This window comes from Azospirillum sp. (genome assembly GCF_035628975.1).
GTDB lineage: Bacteria > Pseudomonadota > Alphaproteobacteria > Azospirillales > Azospirillaceae > Azospirillum.
Map to the genome: position 1 here is coordinate 114,571 of NZ_DASPIS010000103.1, position 20,861 is coordinate 135,431.

The 20,861-nt window shown below is 68.8% G+C and carries 22 protein-coding genes and 1 riboswitch; of the genes, 10 read left to right on the top strand and 12 right to left on the bottom strand.

From position 1 onward, the window contains the following. Nucleotides 1-127 precede the first annotated feature (127 nt). Nucleotides 128-1,495 carry a nucleobase:cation symporter-2 family protein gene (locus VD964_RS23485; protein WP_324870918.1) on the top strand — a complete coding sequence of 456 codons (1,368 nt, stop codon included), beginning with the start codon at nt 128-130 and terminating at the stop codon, nt 1,493-1,495. 233 nt (nt 1,496-1,728) lie between these two features. Here the strand turns inward: VD964_RS23485 and VD964_RS23490 are convergent, their stop codons facing one another. Both VD964_RS23490 and VD964_RS23495 read right to left on the bottom strand, forming a co-directional pair. Further along, nucleotides 1,729-2,121: a type II toxin-antitoxin system PemK/MazF family toxin gene (locus VD964_RS23490; RefSeq protein WP_324870919.1), complete on the bottom strand. Its 393-nt coding sequence runs from the start codon at nt 2,119-2,121 to the stop codon at nt 1,729-1,731. Nucleotides 2,122-2,181: 60 nt separating this feature from the next. Continuing rightward, complete coding sequence (locus VD964_RS23495; RefSeq protein ID WP_324870920.1) at nt 2,182-3,129, bottom strand: DMT family transporter; 948 nt, start codon at nt 3,127-3,129, stop codon at nt 2,182-2,184. Between the two features lie 197 nt (nt 3,130-3,326). Here VD964_RS23495 and VD964_RS23500 point away from each other — a divergent pair, with 197 nt between their 5' ends. Further along, nucleotides 3,327-4,067 carry an AraC family transcriptional regulator gene (locus tag VD964_RS23500; RefSeq protein ID WP_324870921.1) on the top strand — a complete coding sequence of 247 codons (741 nt, stop codon included), beginning with the start codon at nt 3,327-3,329 and terminating at the stop codon, nt 4,065-4,067. Here VD964_RS23500 and VD964_RS23505 read toward each other — a convergent pair. Continuing rightward, the gene (locus tag VD964_RS23505) at nt 4,064-4,753 is read right to left on the bottom strand and encodes an alpha/beta hydrolase (protein WP_324870922.1); all 690 of its coding nucleotides are present in this window, start codon (nt 4,751-4,753) and stop codon (nt 4,064-4,066) included. The genes VD964_RS23500 and VD964_RS23505 overlap by 4 nt on opposite strands. Before the next feature lie 136 nt (nt 4,754-4,889). Then, nucleotides 4,890-5,513 carry a DedA family protein gene (locus VD964_RS23510; protein ID WP_324870923.1) on the bottom strand — a complete coding sequence of 208 codons (624 nt, stop codon included), beginning with the start codon at nt 5,511-5,513 and terminating at the stop codon, nt 4,890-4,892. 131 nt (nt 5,514-5,644) lie between these two features. On the opposite strand from VD964_RS23510, the gene VD964_RS23515 reads away from it, so the two are divergent. Then, complete coding sequence (locus tag VD964_RS23515) at nt 5,645-6,124, top strand: Lrp/AsnC family transcriptional regulator (protein WP_149223014.1); 480 nt, start codon at nt 5,645-5,647, stop codon at nt 6,122-6,124. Here the strand turns inward: VD964_RS23515 and VD964_RS23520 are convergent. After that, on the bottom strand, nt 6,084-7,370 hold the full coding sequence (locus tag VD964_RS23520; RefSeq protein WP_324870924.1) for a winged helix-turn-helix domain-containing protein: 1,287 nt from the start codon (nt 7,368-7,370) through the stop codon (nt 6,084-6,086). The genes VD964_RS23515 and VD964_RS23520 overlap by 41 nt on opposite strands. 134 nt (nt 7,371-7,504) lie before the next feature. Here VD964_RS23520 and VD964_RS23525 point away from each other — a divergent pair, with 134 nt between their 5' ends. Beyond that, nucleotides 7,505-8,707 (top strand): NnrS family protein, encoded by a 1,203-nt coding sequence (locus tag VD964_RS23525; protein ID WP_324870925.1) that lies wholly within the window; start codon nt 7,505-7,507, stop codon nt 8,705-8,707. A 28-nt stretch (nt 8,708-8,735) separates the two neighbouring features. On the opposite strand, the gene VD964_RS23530 is transcribed toward VD964_RS23525, so the two are convergent. From VD964_RS23530 to VD964_RS23545, 4 genes are all read right to left on the bottom strand, one after another. Continuing rightward, the gene (locus tag VD964_RS23530; protein WP_324870926.1) at nt 8,736-9,116 is read right to left on the bottom strand and encodes a response regulator; all 381 of its coding nucleotides are present in this window, start codon (nt 9,114-9,116) and stop codon (nt 8,736-8,738) included. Between the two features lie 154 nt (nt 9,117-9,270). Then, nucleotides 9,271-9,651, bottom strand: a complete 381-nt coding sequence (locus VD964_RS23535; protein WP_324870927.1) for a hypothetical protein — start codon at nt 9,649-9,651, stop codon at nt 9,271-9,273. A 149-nt stretch (nt 9,652-9,800) separates the two neighbouring features. Beyond that, nucleotides 9,801-12,563, bottom strand: a complete 2,763-nt coding sequence (locus VD964_RS23540; RefSeq protein WP_324870928.1) for a hybrid sensor histidine kinase/response regulator — start codon at nt 12,561-12,563, stop codon at nt 9,801-9,803. After that, on the bottom strand, nt 12,560-13,405 hold the full coding sequence (locus VD964_RS23545) for a phosphate/phosphite/phosphonate ABC transporter substrate-binding protein (protein ID WP_324870929.1): 846 nt from the start codon (nt 13,403-13,405) through the stop codon (nt 12,560-12,562). Before VD964_RS23545 ends, VD964_RS23540 begins: the two co-directional genes overlap by 4 nt. A gap of 346 nt (nt 13,406-13,751) precedes the next feature. Here VD964_RS23545 and VD964_RS23550 point away from each other — a divergent pair, with 346 nt between their 5' ends. From VD964_RS23550 to VD964_RS23575, 6 genes are all read left to right on the top strand, one after another. Continuing rightward, entirely contained in the window at nt 13,752-13,940 is a 189-nt protein-coding gene (locus VD964_RS23550) for a hypothetical protein (protein WP_324870930.1), read from the top strand. A gap of 85 nt (nt 13,941-14,025) precedes the next feature. After that, nucleotides 14,026-14,319, top strand: coding sequence for a toxin-antitoxin system TumE family protein (locus VD964_RS23555; protein ID WP_324870931.1), 294 nt, complete (start codon nt 14,026-14,028; stop codon nt 14,317-14,319). Then, the gene (locus tag VD964_RS23560) at nt 14,316-14,669 is read left to right on the top strand and encodes a MarR family transcriptional regulator (protein WP_324870932.1); all 354 of its coding nucleotides are present in this window, start codon (nt 14,316-14,318) and stop codon (nt 14,667-14,669) included. The genes VD964_RS23555 and VD964_RS23560 overlap by 4 nt, the downstream gene beginning before the upstream one ends. Before the next feature lie 204 nt (nt 14,670-14,873). After that, entirely contained in the window at nt 14,874-16,061 is a 1,188-nt protein-coding gene (locus VD964_RS23565) for a urate hydroxylase PuuD (RefSeq protein ID WP_324870954.1), read from the top strand. A 36-nt stretch (nt 16,062-16,097) separates the two neighbouring features. Continuing rightward, entirely contained in the window at nt 16,098-17,444 is a 1,347-nt protein-coding gene (guaD, locus tag VD964_RS23570) for a guanine deaminase (protein ID WP_324870933.1), read from the top strand. Between the two features lie 26 nt (nt 17,445-17,470). Continuing rightward, nucleotides 17,471-17,597: riboswitch (yybP-ykoY riboswitch) on the top strand. 83 nt (nt 17,598-17,680) lie between these two features. Next, nucleotides 17,681-18,259 carry a manganese efflux pump MntP family protein gene (locus VD964_RS23575; RefSeq protein ID WP_324870934.1) on the top strand — a complete coding sequence of 193 codons (579 nt, stop codon included), beginning with the start codon at nt 17,681-17,683 and terminating at the stop codon, nt 18,257-18,259. A 184-nt stretch (nt 18,260-18,443) separates the two neighbouring features. Here the strand turns inward: VD964_RS23575 and tenA are convergent, their stop codons facing one another. Genes tenA through VD964_RS23590 form a run of 3 tightly spaced genes read right to left on the bottom strand, consistent with a single transcriptional unit; the run spans nt 18,444 to nt 20,827 of the window. Continuing rightward, complete coding sequence (tenA, locus tag VD964_RS23580) at nt 18,444-19,130, bottom strand: thiaminase II (RefSeq protein WP_324870935.1); 687 nt, start codon at nt 19,128-19,130, stop codon at nt 18,444-18,446. 49 nt (nt 19,131-19,179) lie between these two features. After that, entirely contained in the window at nt 19,180-20,031 is an 852-nt protein-coding gene (locus tag VD964_RS23585) for an ABC transporter permease (RefSeq protein WP_324870936.1), read from the bottom strand. Beyond that, a complete protein-coding gene (locus VD964_RS23590) occupies nt 20,018-20,827 on the bottom strand; it encodes an ABC transporter ATP-binding protein (RefSeq protein WP_324870937.1) in 810 nt (269 codons plus the stop codon). Before VD964_RS23590 ends, VD964_RS23585 begins: the two co-directional genes overlap by 14 nt. Nucleotides 20,828-20,861 lie beyond the last annotated feature (34 nt).

Genomic DNA, 20,861 nt, shown 5'->3' on the forward strand with positions numbered 1-20,861 from the left:
GTCTCCATCGGAGGATGCCCACGTCTTGTGCAGGCACGTTTGATGCCCGCTACGCAGGATGCGGTGCGGCGACGCGGCACGGCCCATGCATCGCGGTGCCGTACCACAGGACAGCGAGGCCAGCGCCATGACACGCGCCACCGACAAGACAGCCGCCCATCCCGTCGACGAGGTGCTGCCGGCCTGGCGGCTGCTGGCGCTGGGGCTGCAGCATGTGCTGGTGATGTATGCCGGGGCCGTCGCGGTGCCGCTGATCATCGGCGGGGCGCTGAAGCTGCCCAAGGACCAGATCGCCATGCTGATCAACGCCGACCTCTTCGCTTGCGGCGTGGTAACGCTGATCCAGGCGGTGGGGTTCTGGCGCTTCGGCATCCGGCTGCCGATCATGATGGGCGTCACCTTCGCCGCCGTCGGGCCGATGGTGGCGATGGCGGCCAACCCGTCGCTGGGGCTGCTGGGGATCTATGGCGCGGTCATCGGGTCCGGCGTCTTCGCCATGGTGGCGGCTCCCCTGGTCGGCCGGCTGTTGCCGCTGTTTCCGCCGGTGGTGACCGGCAGCGTCATCGCCATCATCGGCATCTCGCTGATGCGGGTCGGGGTGGGTTGGGCCGGCGGCGGGGTGGGCAACCCGCGCTTCGGCGATCCGGCCTTCCTGGGTGTCGCCGCCTTCGTGCTGGTGACGATCCTGGCGCTGATGAAGCACGGCCGCGGATTCGTCCGCAACGTCGCGGTGCTGCTGGGGCTGGTGGCCGGGATGGTGCTGGCGATGGCGCTGGGCATGGTCAATTTCAACGGTCTGGCCGAGGCGCCGTGGGTGGCGCCGGTCCAGCCCTTCCAGTTCGGCCTGCCAATCTTCGACCCCGTCGCCATCCTCACCATGTCGCTGGTGATGATCGTGGTGATGATCGAGTCGACCGGCATGTTCCTGGCCGTCGGCGACATGGTCGGCCGGCCGGTAACGCAGGAGGATCTGGTCCGCGGCCTGCGCACCGACGGGCTGGGCACGCTGATCGGCGGCGTCTTCAACACCTTTCCCTACACCTCCTTCTCGCAGAATGTCGGGCTGGTCGGGGTGACGGGCGTGCGCAGCCGCTGGGTTTGTGCGGCGGGCGGGCTGATCCTGCTTCTGCTGGGTCTGCTGCCGAAGCTGGCGCATGTGGTGGCGTCGGTCCCGGCCTTCGTGCTTGGTGGCGCCGGGCTGGTGATGTTCGGCATGGTGGCGGCGACCGGCGTGCGCATCCTGTCGCAGGTCGATTACGCCAGCCGGCGCGAGAACCTGATCGTCGTGGCGGTCAGCGTCGGCGTCGGGCTGATCCCGCTGGTGTCGGACAAGTTCTTCTCGCAGATGCCGTCCTTCCTGTCGCCGCTGCTGCACAGCGGCATCCTGCTGGGCACGCTGACGGCGGTGGCGCTGAACTGGTACTTCAACGGCCTTGCGACCGGCGACCGCGCCCGCCACGACGTCGCCGCCGCGGCTCAAGGGGCGGAGGCCTGAGGGAGGAGGACACACCAGAAGCGACAAGGGCCTCACCGTTTCCGGTGAGGCCCGATTCTTGAGGTCCCGGCCGGCTTGTCATCGCCATCTGCCGAAACCTGCCGCAGTCACCTGCGGTCTTCCAAGCCCGTTACCGGCAAATGCCGGCAGTGCGGGAACATCACGATTGTGTGATCTGGCACACGGTTAGTCAAGGTATTGTGAAGAGCGAACTATGACCACAAGCCATAAATTTATAGGCCGAGGGCAATCCGAAGGCAGTTATCGATCGCAGCCATGTCATCGGCAGGCATGGTGTAGACCATGTATTGACGTTGACCGTTCGACATCTTCACCTTGACCCGATCAAGACGGTTGCAGGCAACAGTCACCGCCATGTCGCACTTTGCCCACATCGCTCCCCGGGCCGGTGGATAAGCCATCAGCGACAGCTGGTGATGATAAGGCTCGATCGGGTCCGGCTCGACGCTGCTCAAGGTCACCACCGTGCACAGGCCTGGGCCACTGCGACGACGCGGAGAAACCACCACGACCGGCCGAACCTTGATCATCTCCGGCGGCTGGAAACCGGTATCGAAGTCGCAGATAAGAATTGAGCCACGTCGGGGATGGAAGGTGATCGGCATGTCCCTTGGGTAGCATCGGCTGGGCGTCTATTCAAGTTTGAGGATATGCGCGAGCTTCTCTCACCTGCGCCGCAGCAGGTCCTTGCTCGCCAGCAGCGAGCCGCCGGCGATCAAGGCGCAGGACACCCAGATGATCCCCGAATTGGCGGCGAGGCCGAACAGGACCAGCAGCAGGGTCGACAGCAGCGGCGCCAGATAGGACAGCGCGCCCAGCGCGCGGATGTCGCCGTGGCGCACGCCGTAATCCCAGACGAAGAAGGCCGCCCCGACCGGACCCAGACCCAGCAGCAGCATCGCTCCCCAGCCCGCCGGGGTCTCCGGCCAAACCGTCTGCTCCAGCGCCAGATGGCAGAGCAGCGACAGAAGCGCGGTGACGAGGCAGAAGGCGCTGACGGCGTCGGTCGGCGCCTCGCCGATCTGGCCCAGCCGGCGGCGCAGCACCGAATAGCCGGCCCAGGTGACGGCGCTGCCCAGGGCCGCGGCATAGCCCGGCAGATGCGCCGGATCGATGGAAAGCCCGCTCCCCAAACCGCCGTTCCCGCCGCGTGCGATCAGCAGCGCGGTGCCCGCCAGACCGGCGACGGCGCCGCCGACATGACACGCCCGCAGCCGCTCCCCCGGCAGCAATGCTGAGAACAGCACGATCAGCAGCGGCCACAGGTAGTTGATCAAGTTCGCTTCCACCGGCGGCGCCGCCTGCAGCGCCATGAAATAGAGGAAGTGGAAGCCGAACAGCCCGCCCACCCCCAGCGCCCAGGCGGCGGGCGGCTGGCGGAAATAGCGCAGCGGGTTGTCGCCGCGCAGCACCGTCCAGCCGCTGCCGACCAGAAAGGCCAGCAGGAAGGAGGTCGCCACCAGCTGGAACGGCGGCACCATCGAGGCCAGCGTCGCCAGCGGGGCCAGCGTCGCCCACATCAGGATGGCGGTGAAGCCGACCAGGGTGGCGCGGTTGACGGCCCGGCGGTCGGGCAGGGCGGGGCTGGCGGTGGCGGCGGACGGAGCGGGCATGGTGATTGTCGATCGGTTGGCGTGGATCGGGCGACCATAACCGGTGGACGGCATGCTGTCTTGACCGGGGCTCCGGCCGGAATTGACCGGCTCTCCGGGGGAGGGAACCGGCAGAAGGACTCGTACGTGTGCCTGTACGCCTGGGGGCTGACGGCGTAGCATGGCCGCTTCAACCCGATCCCCAGGAGTCCGACGCCGTGGCGTCCCCGCATCGGCCGAGCGTGAGCACCCGCAGCTACGACGGATTCGAGCGGCGGCACGCGCATGATCATCACCAGATCGTCCTGCCCATCGCCGGGACCCTCGACATGGAGGTCGCCGGCACTTGCGGGCGGGTGGGCGACGGGCGCGGCGTGCTGGTGGCGGACGGGATGCCGCACAGCTTCCGCAGCGCCGGGACCAACCGTTTCGTCGTGCTGGACGTGCCGGTGGGAGGGCTGGTGCCGGAGACCGCAGTACGTGTCTGCGACGCCTTCTTCCCCATCGACACGGCGCTTGATGGGTTGGTGCGTTATCTGGCGGCGGAGGCGGCCGACCGGCCGCTCGACCCGGTGCTGGCGCACCATGCGGCCGGGCTGCTGCTGCGCGCCCTGGAATCGCGTCGGCCCGCGCCCGCCCTGCCGGACGATCCGGTCGAGCGCGCCCTGGCCCTGATGGCGGAGCGCTGCGAGGAGCCGCTGACGGTGGCGGAACTGGCCGCCGCGGTCGGGCTGGCGCCCAGCCGTTTCCACGAGCGCTTTCGGGCGCAGACCGGAACCACCCCGGCCCGCCGGCTGGCCGATCTGCGGCTGGACCGGGCGGAGGCGCTGCTGCGCGACGGCCGGCTGCCGCTGGCGGAGGTGGCGTTGGCGGTGGGATTCTCCGATCAGAGCGCCTTGACCCGAAGCCTGCGCCGCCGGCGCGGCACCACGCCGGGAACGTTGCGGAACAGAGTCTAGACCGCCGCGCGCGCCGCCTCGACGATCACCGCCGCCACCGCGTCCGGGCGGGACAGGTGGGGGGCGTGGCCGCTCTCGACCTCCACCTTGCGGGCGCCGATGCGCGCGGCGGTGGCGCGCAGGAAGTCCGGCGGCAGCATGCGGTCCTGCGTGGCGACGATGTACCAGGCGGGCTTGGCCTTCCAGGCGGCGGCCGTGACCCTGGTGGCGAAGCAGGCGGCAGCCACCGGCCCCTGGGTGGCGGCCAGCAGGGCGGCCTCCTCCGGTGCCAGATCCTGGGCGAAGTTGCGGGCCATGCCCTCCGGCGTCAGGGTCAGGAAGCGGCCCTTGTCGACCGAGACGCCGGACAGGCCGGCCGATGGCGGGAAGGGCTTCAGCGTATCGTTCGGCGATTGTCCGGCATCGGGGGCGAAGGCGGCGACATAGACCAGCGCCTTCACCCGCTCCTGATCGCCGATCTGGGTGATGACGGTCCCGCCCCAGGAATGGCCGACCAGCAGCACCGGCCCCTTCGTCCGGTCGATGGCGCGCTGGACATGGGCGGCATCGTCGTCGAGCGACACCAGCGGGTTCTGCACCGCGACCGCCGCCAGCCCTTCCGCCTGCAGGCGGGGGATCACCCGGCCCCAGGAGGAGCCGTCGGCGAAGGCGCCGTGGACGAGGATGACGGTCGGGGTGAAGGTCATGGGCTGATGCTCCCGCTGGCGGTCGGACCCACCAGGGAGAGCATGCGGCCGGCGGCGCCGTCCAGCCGGGGCGGGGGAGTTTTCCTCTGGGCGGAATTCCTCTGGGCGGAATTCCTTTCGGCGGAAACGGGGCCTGCTATTCCGCCGGCTGCTTGGACGTCCGCCGGCCGAAGGTGGCGACCCGGTAGACGTACCAGAGGGCGATGCCCACCGCGACGATGTTGGACACCGGGTTCAGCCAGCCGGAAACCTGCTGGTAGCGGTCCTCCAGCAGATAGCCGGCGGTGGCGAGGAAGGTCGTCCAGATCGCGGTGCCCAGGGTGGTGTAGAGCAGGAAGGGCGCCAGCGCCATTTCCGACACGCCGGCGGGGATGGAGATCAGCGTGCGCACCGCCGGGATCATCCGGCCGATCAGCACCGCCCGCCCGCCATGCTCGCGGAAATGGGAAGCGGCCTCGTCCACTTCGTCGGGGCTGATGGTCAGCCAGCGGCCATGGCGTTCGGCCCAGTGCTTCAGCCGGCGGCAGCCGACCCAGCGGCCGATCACGTACCAGAACAGCGCGCCCACCAGGGCGCCGGCCGTGCCGGCGACCACCACCAGGGGCAGGCTCATGTCCCCGCGAGCGGCGGTGAAGCCGGCCAGCGGCAGGATCAGTTCCGATGGGATGGGCGGAAACAGGTTCTCCGCGAACATCAGCAGGGCCACGCCGAGATAGCCTGTCTGTTCCACCATCCTGACGATCCAGTCGAACACACCCATCCTCCTGCGTCTGCCCAACCGGAGAACACCGGACGGGCCGATTGGTTGCGCCGGGGGGACTCGCAGTCGCTGCGAACCCGGCATATGTTCCCTTAGATGATGGTTTCCGGTGCGGATTGAAGAGAGACGGAATGGCGACGATCAAGCTCGACCGGCATGAGAAGGGGATCCTGGCGGCCCTGCAGGAGAATGCCCGCCTGACCATGCAGGAGTTGGGCGATACCGTCGGCCTGTCGGCCTCCCCCTGCTGGCGCCGGGTGCGGTCGATGGAGGACATCGGCGTCATCCGCCGCTACACGGTCCAGCTCGACCCGCGCAAGCTGGGGCTCGGCGAGTGCGTCTTCGCCCATGTCACGCTGGAACGCCACAAGGAGAACGCGGTCGAACAGTTCGAGAGCGCCATCGCCGGCATGCCGCAGGTGCTGGAATGCTTCGCCGTCACCGGCGACGCCGACTATCTGCTGCGCATCGTCGTGCCGACCACCGAGGATTACGGCCGCTTCCTCAGCGAGCGCATCTTTTCCATCCCCGCGGTGTCGCATGTCAAATCGAGCGTCACCTTGAAAGAGGTCAAGTTCGAGACCCGGCTGCCGCTGGACCATCTGGAGTGAGCGAAGCGTCTGCTCCAGTCTGCGCCAACGCCCCCGCCAAAGCCGGCGCCAGATCGCCGCCGCCGGCCACCGTCACCCGTTCCAGCCCCAGCCATCCGGCCAGCCGGCGCAGCTCCGCCGCCAGGTGCGGGGCGACAGCCTCGGGACGGGCGTGGGGTTCGGTGTGGGCGGCCTGGACCAGCAGGGTGCAGGCCTTGCGGTCGGATTTCAGGTCGACGCGGGCGGCGATACGCTCGTCCATCAGGAAGGGCAGCACGTAATAGCCATGCTCCCGCTTGTGGGCGGGGGTGTAGATCTCCAGCCGGATGCGGGCGCCGAACAGGCGCTCGGTGCGCTGCCGTTCCCAGATCAGCGAATCGAAGGGGGAGAGCAGGGCGCGGGCCGGCGCCTTGCGGGGGATGCGCAGGTCGGCGGTGACGTAGGCGGTGCGCTCCCATCCTTCCACCGTCACCGGCAGAAGCTCGCCGGCCTCCACCAGCTCGGCGATGCGCAGGCGGGCGTCGGCAACCTCCAGCCGGTGATAGTCGCGCAGGTCGCTCATCGTCGCCACGCCATGGGCACGGGCGGCGATGCGCAGCAGGGCACGCTGGGCCTCGGCCTCCTCCGGTGTCGGGGTGTCGAGGATGGCGGCGGGCAGCACCCGCTCCGGCAGGTCGTAGAGCCGCTCGAAGCCGCGCCGCCCGGCGGTGGTGACGAGACCGGCCCAGAACAGGTATTCCAGCGCCCGCTTGCCGTCGCTCCAGCCCCACCAGCCGCCGGCTCCGCGCCCGCCCTCGCTGAGTTCCGACGCGCCCATCGGTCCGCGCGCCGCCACCTCCGCCAGGACGGAGTCGATGTAAGCGCGGCGTTCGACGGCGAAGCGCGCCAATTCGCCATAGATGCCCTCGCCGCGTTCGGCCCGCGCCATGCGCCAGCGGAACAGCGGCTGCTGCTCCACCGGGATCAGCGAGGCCTCGTGGCCCCAATATTCGAACAGCGCCCGCCGCTTGCCGCCATAGGCCAGCCGATCGAGCAGCGCCGCCTCGTACGGTCCCAGGCGCGAGAAGAGCGGCAGGTAATGGGAGCGCACCAGCACATTGACGGAATCGATCTGCACCAGCCCCAGCCGGCCGATCATGCGCCGGGCATGGCGGGCCTCCACCGCAGCGGCGGTTGAAGCGTCTTCGGGGACAGTGTTGGCGAAGCCTTGCGCCGCGATGGCGATGCGGCGGGCCTCACGCAGGGACAGGCTGTCGGGACGGGGCATGGACCTGGAAGGAAAAAGGAAGGGGGGAGGAGCTTGCGAATGCGTTTGATTTTCGTCAAGGCAGGGACGGGGTTCCGGGCTCACGCTGGCGGTCAATCCTGCACCGCAGCATCCGTTTTGGGGAGTCCCCGTTCATGTCCTCACCCAGTCTTGCCGGCCGCGACGACGGCCCCGCGATCCCGATCCTGTTCCAATATGGTTTCCGTTTCTTCTTCCTGTTCAGCGGCGTGGCCGCCGTCGGCCTGCTTGGCGCCTGGCTGGCCGTGCTGGTGACCGGGGAATGGCCGCAGCATGCTGCCGGCGCCAGCGCCTGGCACGCACATGAGATGCTGTTCGGCATGGTGGTCGCCGCCGTCGCCGGCTTCCTGCTGACCGCCGTGCCGAGCTGGACCGGCACCAAGGCGGTGGCGGGCGCTCCGCTGATGGCGCTCGCAGCAGTGTGGATGGCCGGCCGCGTTGCCGTCTTCCCCTGGGCCGGCGTGCCGGAACCGGTGGCGGCGGTGATCGACATCGCCTTCCTGCCGGCGCTGGGCGTGGCGCTCGCACGGCCGCTGGTGGCCGCCGGCAAGTGGCGCAACAGCGCCTTCCTGATCCTGCTGGGGCTGCTGACCACCGCCAACCTGCTGATCCATCTGGAATGGCTGGGCCTGCTGGACGGCGGGGTGGAGGCCGGCTTCGCGCTCGGCCTCGGCATCGTTCTGATGATGGTGACGGTGATCGGCGGGCGCATCCTGCCGGCCTTCACCCGCAACGGGTTGGGCCGGGCCGGTCTTGGCGTGCGGTCCTGGCCGCTGGTGGAGCGGGCGACCCTCGTCCTGACGCTGGCGCTGATCCCGGCGACGATGGCGGCGCCTGAGTCGGCGGTCGCCGGGCTGATCGCGCTTGCCGCTGCCGTGGCCCATACCGCGCGGCTGGCCGGCTGGCAGGGCTGGAAGGCCTGGCGCTCGCCGATCCTGTGGATCCTGCATGTCGGGTATCTGTGGGTGCCGGTGGCACTGCTGCTGCGCGGGCTGCACGCGTTTGCCGACGTGCCGGCCGCGGCGGGAAACCATGCGCTGACGGTAGGCGCCTTCGCCACGCTGATCCTGGCGGTGATGAGCCGCGCCTCGCTGGGCCACACCGGGCGGCCGCTGGTGGTGACGCGGGTGACGGTTGCCGCCTATGTGCTGCTGACGGTCGCGGCGGTCGCCCGCACCGTCTCGCCGCTGCTGCCGGTGGACTGGGTGTGGGCGGCGCTGCAATGGTCGGGCTATGGCTGGGTCGCAGCCTTCACCCTGTATCTGGTCGCCTACGCCCCGGTCCTGCTGGCGCCGCGCGTCGACGGTCGCCCCGGTTGAGGCTGCCCGTGTTGAGGCTGATGAACGGTCACGCGGCGCCGCGGAAGTAGCGGTCGATGGCGTCGGTCATCTCGACCTCGCGGAAGGGCTTGGTCAGGACGGGGCGGTCCTGATGGCCCTTCGGCAGGCCGGCGGCGCCATGGCCGGTGGTGAAGACGAAGGGGATGCCCTGCGCGCTCAGCGCGTCGGCGACGCTGTCGACGCGCTCCCCGCGTAGCGAGACGTCGAGCAGTGCCGCGTCGATTCCGCCCTTGGCGATCAGGTCCAGCGCCTCGGCCACGGTGCCGGCCGGGCCGATGACGCCGACATTCTGGACTTCCAGCGAATCCTCGATGGCCATGGCCACCAACGGCTCGTCTTCGACGAGCAGGATGCGCAAGGGCTTGGACTGATCGGCTTCCATGGACATGCGGCTCGCTGCTGGTCTGGGCGAAGGTCAGGCCGCAGATGGGGACCGAAGTCCCATGCGGCAACAGGCGTGAGCTTTTCCGTTCGGCCGTCCGCTTGTCCATCCTGACCTTGGTCATCGCCCATTGGGCCATCCGCAAGCTGCATCCGGACTATCACCCCAGATCATCAAGCGCCTGTTGGAGGGACGGATAGAGGGCCTCCACCACAGATCCGTCCGGCCGAACCGGCGACGGCAGGACGTCTGCTCCTTCCAGCGCGCGGGACAGCGGCAGGCCGCCGACCTCGACGAAGCCGCCGCGTTCGCCGTACTGGCCGACGATCCAGTCCCTGATCGCCGGGTCGCCGTCGAGCGCGTTGTTGTGCGAGATCAGCGCATGGTTGCCGTCGTCGGAACGCCGATACCAGGCATGGCAGCCATCGCCCAGATCCATGGGCCGGAAGCCGGCCGCCGTCAGGGGTTCCCGCACCGTCGCGCGCACCTTGTCGGTCCGCAGTCCGGTCGGCCGGTCGAGATCGTCCGCAAGCTCGCTCATGTCGCCTCTCTGGTCGTGGTCCTGGATGGACAACGCCGCAGGAAGGCTTTTGTGCCGTGCATACCTGTCCGAACGTGGGGTGCGGGACTGCCTGTTGGTGCAAGTCCGGCCGCCTGCCTACCCGTTCAGACGCCCATTCAGGCGCTCATTCAGGCATTCTGGGGCCGGCGGGGGCGCAGTGCGGCCAGGGAGCGGTCGAGCAGGTCGTAGAGCCGGTCCTGCTGCGCCAGGACCGCGGCGGACGGTGCGTGTTCCAGCTCCTTCGCCAGCCGGCCGAGCGCCGCCGCGCCGAGGTTCAGCGAGGTGCCCTTCAGCGTGTGGGCCGTGCGGTTATGCGGCTCTCCGGCACGGGCCTGGGCGATCATGCTGTCGATGGTCTTACGGCCGTTGTCGGCGAAACCGTCCAGCGAGGCGCTCCAGTCCTCGGCGGTCAGCACCTCCAGCAGGAGGGAGACCTGTTCCTCGTCCAGAAGGCCCGGGTCCGGGGCATTGTCCGGGACATCTTGCGTATCGGTCATGGCAGCCTTCGGGGCAGCGGTGTGATGGGCGGGTTGATGAGCGGAGCCGGCAAGCGGCGAAGCAGGGGGTGCCGCCTTGCCCAGCACCGACGCCATTTCGGCGAAGAGGGCGGCGGGGCGCAAGGGCTTGGTGACGAAACCGTTCATTCCCGCCGACAGGCATTCCGGCCGCGAGCTGCCGGAGGCGTGGGCGGTCAGCGCCAGGATGGGAACCTGTCCCTTGGGGTCGGCAAGCTCGCGCACCCGGCGGGTGGCGGTCAGCCCGTCCATGCCCGGCATCTGGATGTCCATCAGCACGAGGTCGAAGGGCTGTTCGCGCACCATGCGCACCGCCTCCCCGCCGCCCGCGGCCAGCGCCACGGTGTGGCCGGCACGTTCCAGGATGCCGCGGACGATGTCGCGGTTGACCTCGATGTCGTCGACCGCCAGCACGCGCAGCGGCGGCAATGCCGCGACCCGGGCGGCTTCGCCGACGCTCGTGGACTGCGAGGGATCGACCCGGCGCAGGGCCGACGGGTCGCCGGGACGGGCGACGATGGTGAAGCGGAAGACACTGCCCCGGCCGGGCGCGGTGTCGACCTTGATGCTGCCGCCCATCAGCAGGCAAAGGTCGCGGCAGATCGCCAGACCCAGCCCGGTCCCGCCATAGCGCCGGGTGATGGAACTGTCGGCCTGGGTGAAGCGGTCGAACAGCGTGGGCACCGATTCGGGGGCGATGCCGATGCCGGTGTCCTCCACCTCGAACTCCAGCGCGAAGGAGTCCGGATGGCGGCAGTCGATCAGGTCGTCGGGATCGCGGTCCAGCCGGCGCACGCGGACGGCGATGTGGCCCTCCTCGGTGAACTTCACGGCGTTGCCGACCAGATTGAACAGGATCTGGCGCAGGCGGGCCGGATCGGTGACGATCACCTCCGGCACCGAGGGCATCAGCCGGGCAGACAGGTCCAGCCCCTTGTCGGCGGCGTTGGGGCGCAGCACCTCCAGCACGCCGTCGATCAGCTGGGGCAGGGCGCAGTCGGCCTCCTCCAGGTCGATGCGGCGGGCCTCAAGCTTCGACAGGTCGAGGATGTCGTCCAGCAGCCGCAGCAGCGTCTCGGCGGACCGGCGGGCGACACCGGCCAACCGCTTCTCCTCCGCCGGAAGATGCCCGTCGGCCAGCAGGGTCAGGTTGCCGAGCACGCCGTTCATCGGGGTGCGCAGCTCGTGGCTGACGGTCGCCAGGAATTCGGTCTTCGACCGGCTGGCGGCCTCCGCCTTCTCCTTGGCCTGGAGCAGCTGTTCGGCGGCGCGGCGCGGCTCGGTCACGTCGATGCACAGCCACAGCTTGCCGATGGCGGTCCCGGCGGCGTTGCGCACCGGCACATTGTGCCAGCTGACGATGTGCCCGTCGGTCAGCGTCATCTCGCGCCGCTCGTCGGCATCCACCGCCGACAGCAGGGCGTGGTCGGTGTCCAGCGGGGCGTTGCCGGCAGTGGCCAGCGTCTCGTCCAGCCGGTGGCCGACCGGCGCGCCGGCGACCGCGAACAGGGCGGAGAAGGCCGGGTTGGCATAGGCGATGCGGCCGTCGCCGCCGACGAACAGCACGCCGAAATCCATTGCCGACAGCAGCGCCGACAGGCGGGCGCGTTCCTGCTCCACGTCGCGGGCGAGCGCTTCCTGCTCGTCCAGCGCCACGGTCAGCTGGTCGACGCGCTCCTTGATGGCGTGGGACATTGTGTTGAAGGCGGCGCCCAACCGGCCGATGTCGTCGTCGCCCTCCGCCAGCTCCGGCGGGCTGTAGTCGCCGGCGGCCACCCGTTCGCTGGCCCGCGCCAGCGCCGCCAGATGCCGGGTCAGCCACAGGCCCAGCAGGGCCAGCAGCCCGGCCGACAGCAGGATCTCCGACAGGGCGATGGCGATGCCCTGGGTCAGCAGGTCGCGCCGCGCCTGGACGATGTGCAGCAGGTCCAGCCCGAACTGCACCGCCCCCAGCCTTTGCCCGGCCAGCGATACCGGCACCGCCACGTCGTAGCGGGCGACGCCGTCCTTGCCGTCGAGCGACAGGGACGGATCGGGATCGGGCAGCTTGCGGTCCTGCGGCCAGCCGCTGATCGCCACCAGCTTTCCCTTGCTGTCGCTGACGGCGAGATAGAGCACCCCGCCGGTGGACCGGCTTTCATCGAGGACCGCCTGCAGGGTCGCATAGTCGCGCTGGGCGAGCGGCGCCACCAACGCGGCGTTCAACACCGGGGCCACCTGATCGGCGTGCAGCCGGGCCTGTTCGGCAAGGCTGCCGTAGAGCAGGCGCACGCTGTTGGCGACCAGCAGGGTCAGCATGATCGCCTCGACCGCCATCGCGGCGGCCAGCATGCGCCCGCGCAGGGTCTTCCAGGGCGCCAGACGGGTCAGGATCATTTGCCGGCCTTCAGCATGTTCCGCACCTCGTCCGCCAGCGGATCCATGGCCTCCAGCTCCGCGTCGGTGACCGGACGGTAGCCGCCCAGCTGGTTGCTGTCGAAATAGGCCTTTCCCTCATTCGTCGCGCCGAAGGCGAACAGGGCCTTGCGCAGCGGCTCCAGCAGCGCCGCCTGCTTGCCGTTCAGCATGTAGGCGCGGCCGGCCATCGGGGGGCTTTCCGCGATGGTCGCGAGCTGGGCCTGCACCTCCGGCGCCAGCTTGGCGCGGTTGGCGAGCGACATGAAGCCGGCCGACGCATCGCCGGCCAGGATCAGCTGGGCCACGCTGTCGGCGGCGCTGACATAGCGGAGTTGGATGTTGGGCAGCGTCCGGTCGGCCAGCCAGCGCTGACCCCACAGCGTCACCAGCGAGGACGGGCTGAGCCCCAGCACGGTGGTGCCGGCCAGCGAATCCGCGGTCTGATGGGGTCCTTTGGCCGCCGTCACCACCACGGCGCGGAAGTCCGCCTTGTAGGTCAGCAGCGGCAGATAGCCGGCGTCCTTGCGCAGAAGCTGCGCCTGATGGCCAGTGGTGACGGCGACGTCGTATTCCTGGTCGACCGCGCGGCGGGCGAAGGCGGTGAAATCGGGCGCCGTCACGATCTCCACCGACCGGCCGAGCGCCTCCTCCACCGCCCGGCGCACCGGCTGGTACTGTTCGACGATGACGCGGGCGCTGGTGTGCGGGGCGATGCCGATGCGCAACGCCGGCTCCTCCGCCCGGACCGGCATGGCCGCCGTCAGGCCGCAGAGGAGGGCGGTACAAAGCCCGAGGATGCCGGCGGACAGGCGCTTGGTCATGGGGATTCGATCCTTGCGAAGTGCAGGCGCGCGAACGGACGACTGTGATGACGACGGCGGCCAGACACCGAGCCTAAGCCAAAAGATATAACACTGGATAAATGCAACAGATAGGGACAAGAGCGCGCAGGGCGGTGACATGGGTGCTTGTCACGGGCAGAAACTGAATTTGCGCCATGCTTTTGAAATTTCTGCCAATTCCACTTGCGCTATTGTTTCGGCCCTGCGCAATTCCGAGACCGGCCGGTGCCGCTGGAACAGGTCCGCAGCCAAGAAAGATCACGCTTTGGTTGCGGAGCGGTCCGCTATGTGTCAGCGGACTTCATCTCCCGCCAGGAAAGCCGCCGTGCCGGAACGCGCCGCCAATCCACGATCCGCCATCTACCGCGCCATTCGCCTGCTGCGTGAACACAGCCGCGGCTGCAACAGCATCGAGACCCGGCGCCTCCTGATCCATACCGAACGCTGGCTGGTCTGGATGCTCCGCCGCGAAGAGGGGGAGGAGCTTCCGGTGCCGGCGGAACTGGCGGGGTGAGGATCGGGAGGACATTGCCGGGAAATAAGGTGTTCATTACCATATGGTGATTGAAGCCATAGAAGGTGTGTGACATGCTGCCGGGATGACCAAGGCCACGCTTCTGCGCGATCGAAAGATGGTGCTGCCCGATGGTGCCATCGTGCAGTTCCGGGTGTGGCTCGTGACTGCCCCGGTGCCGCCGAGCGAGCATTGTTTCAAGTACAGCTTGTATTATGGCCTCAATGGCGAGCGTCTTGTGGCTTATGACAATGAACGAGGCAAGGGAGACCACAAGCACATCGGCAAGGAAGAAATGCCTTATTGCTTCACCGACATTGATACCCTGTTGAACGACTTCCTGGCGGATATCGAGACCTTGAGAGGGGAACCGCTATGACGGATCTGAAGATCACGGTCGGCCAAAGCCTGAGGGATATGGCGGCGGAGGTTGCGGATGCCGTCCATCGGGTGGAGCGCGGCGAACCGGTCGAGCCGGAAAGCTCGATCAACTTCGCGGATTGGGAAACGCTGGCCCGGACATTGACCGGAAAGCGGTTGGAGTTGCTGCGCCACTTGCACCGCCATCCAACGACGAGCGTGCGGGCCTTGGCGACGGCGCTGAAGCGCGATTACAGCAATGTTCACGCCGACGTGCAGGCTTTGGCCGACGCGGGCTTGATCGAGCGCAACGAGGCCGGTCACCTGCGGGCCGAATATGACGGCATTCAGACCCGGATTGCCCTGTAGCCGCGGCCTTGAGCAATGGCGGACCTGAACGTCCTTCCGATTGCTCTTCGATCTTTCGCCATTTTTTGAAGCTGTTGGGATACGAGCGCGGTTTTCCGCACCCGCACAATCGCCGTAGACTCCATGCCGGAGAGTCCAGTCCCGGACCCAGAGCGGCCCGGACCCTGAGCGGCCTGGACCTTAAGCGGAAGGAGCGTGCGCGTGATGGAGCCCATCCTGTGGGAGTGGATCAACGCCCTGGCGCGGTGGCTGCACGTCATCACCGCCATCGCCTGGATCGGATCGTCCTTCTACTTCATCCATCTCGACGCCTCGCTGCGCCGCCGCGCAGGCGCGCCGTCCGGGACGGCGGGCGATGCCTGGCAGATCCATGGCGGCGGCTTCTACCACATGACCAAATACATGGTCGCCCCGCCGCAGCTGCCGGAGGAGCTGACCTGGTTCAAGTGGGAATCCTACGCGACGTGGCTCAGCGGTTTCTTCCTGATGTGCGTGCTGTATTACCGCGGCGCCGACCTGTTCCTGATCGACCAGGACGTGATGGCGCTCGGCCACTGGCAGGCGGTGGCGATCAGCGTCGCGGTGCTGGTGGCGGGCTGGGTCGCCTATGACCTGATGTGCAAGTCGCCGCTGGGCCGCAACGATGGGGCGCTCGCGGTCGCCGGCTTCGTGCTGCTGGTGGCGACCGCCTGGGGCATGACGACGATCTTCAGCGGGCGCGGCGCCATGCTGCAGGTCGGTGCGCTGATGGCGACCATGATGGCCTGCAACGTCTTCATGCTGATCATCCCCAACCAGCGCAAGACGGTGGCCGCCATGCTGCGCGGCGAGACGCCGGACCCGTCGCTTGGAAAGAAGGCCAAGCAGCGGTCGCTGCACAACAATTACCTGACGCTGCCGGTCGTCTTCCTGATGCTGTCCAACCATTATCCGCTGGTCAGCTCCACCCGCTACAACTGGGTGATGGTGGCGCTGGTTCTGGTGGTCGGCACGGCGATCCGCCATTTTTTCAACAGCCGCCATGCCGGCAAGCCGACGCCCTGGTGGACCTGGGGCGTGGCCGCCGCGGGCATGCTGGGCTGCGTCTGGCTCAGCACCATGGGGCCTGCCAGCGGCGACACGGCCGCGGCCGCGCCGGTGAAGGTCGGCTACGCCCAGGTCGAGGAGATCGTCGCCACCCGCTGCAGCATGTGCCACGCCGCCCAGCCGGTGTGGGACGGCATCGCCACCCCGCCGCGCGGCGTGGTGCTGGAAGGCGACGGCATCCGCCGCCATGCCGAGCAGATCCGCCTGCAGGCCGGTTTCAGCAGCGCCATGCCCCCCGCCAACATCACCGGAATCACGCCCCGGGAACGCGCGGTGTTGGCGGCATGGTCCGGGGACATTAAGTAACCCGCTCTCGTAGCTTTCTTATCGAACCGGAACCCCATGCCCGACCAGTCCATCGTCTCCCCTGTTTCCGCCGCCATCCGCGGACGCCTGCTCAGCTTTCACCGCGCGCCTGCCGGGCCGGGCGACCTCGATGCCTTGCGCTATCACGAGGACGGGCTGCTGCTGGTGGGAGCCGATGGGCGGATTCTGGAGGTCGGGGACTGGGCCGATCTGCGCGGCCGGGTGCCGGAGGGGGTGGCGGTCGACGACCACGGCGGCAAGCTGGTGCTGCCGGGCTTCATCGACACCCACATCCATTTCCCGCAGACCCAGGTCATCGCCTCCTACGGCGCCCAGTTGCTCGACTGGCTGGAGAAATACACCTTCATCGAGGAGCAGCGCTTCGCCGATCCGGCCCATGCCGCTGCCAACGCCGCCTTCTTCATGGACGAGCTCCTGCGCAACGGCACGACCACTGCGGTGGTCTACGGCTCGGTCCACCCGCAGTCGGTCGACGCCCTCTTCGCGGAGGCCGAGGCGCGCGGGGCCGGGCTTATCGCCGGCAAGGTGATGATGGACCGCCATGCCCCGCCCGCCCTGACCGATACGGCGGAGAGCGGCTACCGCGACGGCAAGGATCTCATCGGCCGCTGGCACGGGACGGGGCGGCAGCGCTATGCCGTCACCCCGCGCTTCGCCATCACCTCGACCGAGGCGCAGCTGGAGGCGGCGGGCGCGCTGCTGCGCGAGCATCCCGGCGTCCATATGCAAACCCACCTTTCGGAGAACACCGACGAGATCGCCGAGGTGCGCCGCATGTTCCCCGGCGCCCGCGACTACACCGACGTCTACGACCGGTTCGGGCTGCTGGGTCCGACCTCGCTGTTCGGCCACTGCATTCATCTGTCGGAGGCGGAGATGAGCCGGCTGTCGGAAAGCGGCTCGGTCGCCGTCTTCTGTCCGACCAGCAACCTGTTCATCGGCAGCGGCCTGTTCGACCTCGACGCCCTGTCGAAGCCGGAGCGGCCGGTGCGCACCGCCATCGCCACCGATGTCGGCGGCGGCACCAGCTATTCGATGCTGCGCACGGCGGCGGAGGCCTACAAGGTGCTGCAGCTGCGGCGCCGGAACCTGCCGGCGCTCGCAGCACTGCACTGGATGACCCGCGGCAATGCCGAGGCGCTGGGCATGGCCGACGAGATCGGCAGCCTGGAACCCGGCCGCTGGGCCGACCTCGTCGTTCTCGACCCGGCCGCCACGCCGGCTATGCGACATCGCATGAAGGCGGTCGACGGCGACCTGGAGGAGGAGCTGTTCATCCAGGTGACGCTGGGCGACGACCGGTCGGTGGCCGCCACCTACCTGCGCGGCCGCAATTCGCACCTGCGGCAATCGGGCGCTTGACCGAAGCCCCTAGTCCCTGTAGGACTTCCGCCGTCATTGGGGAGTAGCCACCCGCCGGCATTCGGACCGGACGGGGTTCGCGTCAACAGACTTGGATGGTTCCGGCCTCCGGCCGTTACCGCCATGGCGCGCGCGGCGGCCAGCGGGCCGACCCGGCGAGACCAGTGGATCGGGCATCTCCGCGGCCAGCCGGAGTCCGTCCGATTCCACTGCGTTTGTCTGGCCCGGGAATAGCCATGATCGCCACGTCCCTCGTGCTCGCCTTCAGCCTGTCCATGGATTCCTTTGCCGCTGCACTCGGCCGCGGCGCCTGCTCGCGCCGTGCCGGCCTGCCCGAGGCGGTGCGCGTGGGCGCGGCCTTCGGCATCTGCCAGTTCGCGATGCCGCTGGTCGGCTGGGGCGTTGGCATCGCCTTCGCCAGCCTCGTTGAATCGGTCGATCACTGGATCGCCTTCGGTCTGCTGCTGGCCGTCGGCGGCGCGATGCTGCGCAACGCCATCATGGACGGCGAGGATGAGGGCGAAGAGGATTGCGGTCCGGTGCGCAGCATGCGCGCCGAATGGCTGGCCCTGCTGACCACCGCCGTCGCCACCAGCATCGACGCCGCCGCCGTGGGCGCGGGCCTGGCTCTGGTCGATGTGGACATGGTGACGACATCGGCGCTGATCGGCGCCGTGACCTTCGCGGTGGCGTTCGGCGGCGTGCTGATTGGACGCGCGGCCGGCGCGCATCTGGGCCGCTGGGCGGAAATGGCCGGCGGCGTGGTGCTGATCGGGCTGGGGGCGAAGATTCTGCTGGAGCACACGATGGGGTGAGGGGGCGCTTCAGTGCTCTGCCCCCTCCTGCCCCCTCCCTAACCCTCCCCCTCTTCGAGGGAGAGGGAACTGCCGCCGCTTTGGCACATTCGTAACGCCGACAAGCGTCCTACCCCCTCTCCCGCGAAGCGGGGGAGGGATGGGGCGGGGGCATTCGAAGCCGATTCTTCCCCACTACCGACCCTCACCCCGCCAGCGTCATTCCCATTTCCCAGAAATCCGCTTCCAGCCGGCAGGCCTGCCGGAAGACCGTAGCCAAGCGGGGGAAGCGTGCCTCCGTCATCCCGTCGGCTGCCAGCCTGTCCAAATTCTCGCGCGCCGCCCGCGCCACCTCCTGATAGGCCTCGCCCGCATATTCGGCGATCCAGACGCGGTAGGGGTTGGCGTCGTCCAAGGCACCCGGCAGCGCGGCCAGCCGCCGGCCGATCTCGGCATAGCCGATGACGCAGGGGCTGAGCGCGACATGCAGGTCCAGCAGGTCGCCGCGCAGGCCGGTTTCCAGCACATAGCGGGTGTAGGCCATCGTCGCCTTGGCCTCCGCCGCCTGTTCCAGTTCGGTCGCCGACAGGCCCCAGCCGGCGCACAGGCCGACATGCAGGTCCATCTCCACGTCCAGGATCGCCTTCAGCCCGTTCAGCGACGCCCGCATCTCGCGCAGGTCGCGGCCCTTGTAGATGGCGAGCGCGTAGGCGCGGGCGAAATGGATCAGGAACAGGTAATCCTGCACCAGATAATGGCGGAAACACTCCTGCGGCAGCGTCCCGTCGCCCATCCCGCGCACGAAGGCGTGGTCGACATAGGCCGACCAGTCCGGCCGTGCCTCGGCGACGAGCCGGTCGAACAGGTCGGGGCGGGAGGCAGAGGCAGTCATGATGGCGGTCTCCGGGATCGCTGACGACGGTGGGCGCATAATCTACCGATCACTCGCCCGTTTGCAGCAACGCGCCGCGCACCCGTGCCTGCCGGAAGGCGTACAGGAACACCGCCACGCCGGCCGCCATGTAGAGCGCGTTCAGCCCGACCGCCCAGGCCAGGTGGTCCCAGCGCAGGACACCCTCGAACACCAGCGCCCGCATGCCCTCGAACACATGGGCCGAAGGCAGGGCCAGCGAGACCGGCTGCAGCCATGCCGGCAGGACCGAGACCGGATAATAGACCGCGCTGACCGGGGCCAGCATGAAGACGACGATCCAGGCCAGCCCCTCCGCCCCCATGCCGTAGCGCAGGATCAGCGCCACGATCAGCAGACCCAGCGACCAGCCCAGCACGATCAGGTTGGCGAAGAAGGCGGCCAGCGGCAGGCCGAGCGCGAAGACCGAATAGCCGAAGAAGGGAATCGCCAGCGCCGCCGCCGGCAATACGCCGATCAGGGTGCGCAGCAGGCTCATGGTCATCAGCGCCGTCACCCATTCGCCGGGACGCAAGGGGCTGACGAACAGATGGCCCAGGTTGCGCGACCACATCTCTTCCAAAAAGGAGATGGACACCCCGAGCTGGCCGCGGAACAGCACGTCCCACAGCAGCACGGCGCTGACCAGCACGCCGGCCCCCTGCGCCACCCAGCCGCTGCCGCCGCCGCTGGACGAGGCCATGAACTGGTTGATGTAGCCCCACAGGATCATCTGCATGGTCGGCCAATAGGCCAGTTCCAGGATGCGCGGCCACGACCCGCGCAGCAGATACCAATAGCGCAGCACCATGGCGCCGACCCGGCGCAGCGAGAAGTCGGCCCGCGGGATCGGGTGGGCAGCGGTCGCGTCATTCGGCGGCATCGGCGGCCTCCCCGGCCAGGAGCGTCGCGCCGTCGGACGCGCGGGCGATGTCGAGGAACACCTCCTCCAGCGTCTGGCGGCCATAGCGGGCGAGCAGGGCGGACGGGGCGCCGCGGTCGACGATCCGCCCCTGCCGCATCATCAGCACGCCGTCGCATAAGCGTTCCACCTCCAGCATGTTGTGGGAGGCGAGCAGGATGGTGGCGCCGGTGCGGGCGCGGTACCGCTCAAGATATGTGCGGATCCAGTCGGCGGTATCGGGGTCGAGCGAGGCCGTCGGCTCGTCCAGCAGCAGAAGATCCGGATCGTTCAGCAGAGCTTTCGCCAGTGCCACGCGGGTTTTCTGCCCTGCCGACAGCCCGCCGGAAGGGCGATCGAGAAAACGCGTCAGGTCAAGATGCTCGGACAATTCTCGGACGCGCTTTTTGACGCATGTCAAACCGTAGAGGTGGGCATAGACGGTAAGGTTCTCCCGCACCGTCAGCCGATGGGGCAGTTCGACATAGGGGGAGGAGAAGTTCATGCGCGGAAGCACGGCATGCCGATGGCGCGCCATGTCGACGCCCAGGATCTCCACTGTCCCGGCCGTCGGCAGCAAAAGCCCCAGCAGCATCGAGATGGTCGTCGTCTTGCCCGCACCGTTGCCGCCCAGAAGGCCGGTCACGCTGCCGCGCGGCACGGTGAAGTCGATGGCGTCGACCGCCGTCACCTCCCCGCCGCCGGGCGTGGGGAAGCGCTTGGTCAGCCCGGCCACCCGGATGGCGGGCGGATGCTGTGGGATGGTTCGCTCGGTCATGGGCACAGAATATGGCGGCGGGAGCCGCAACCGC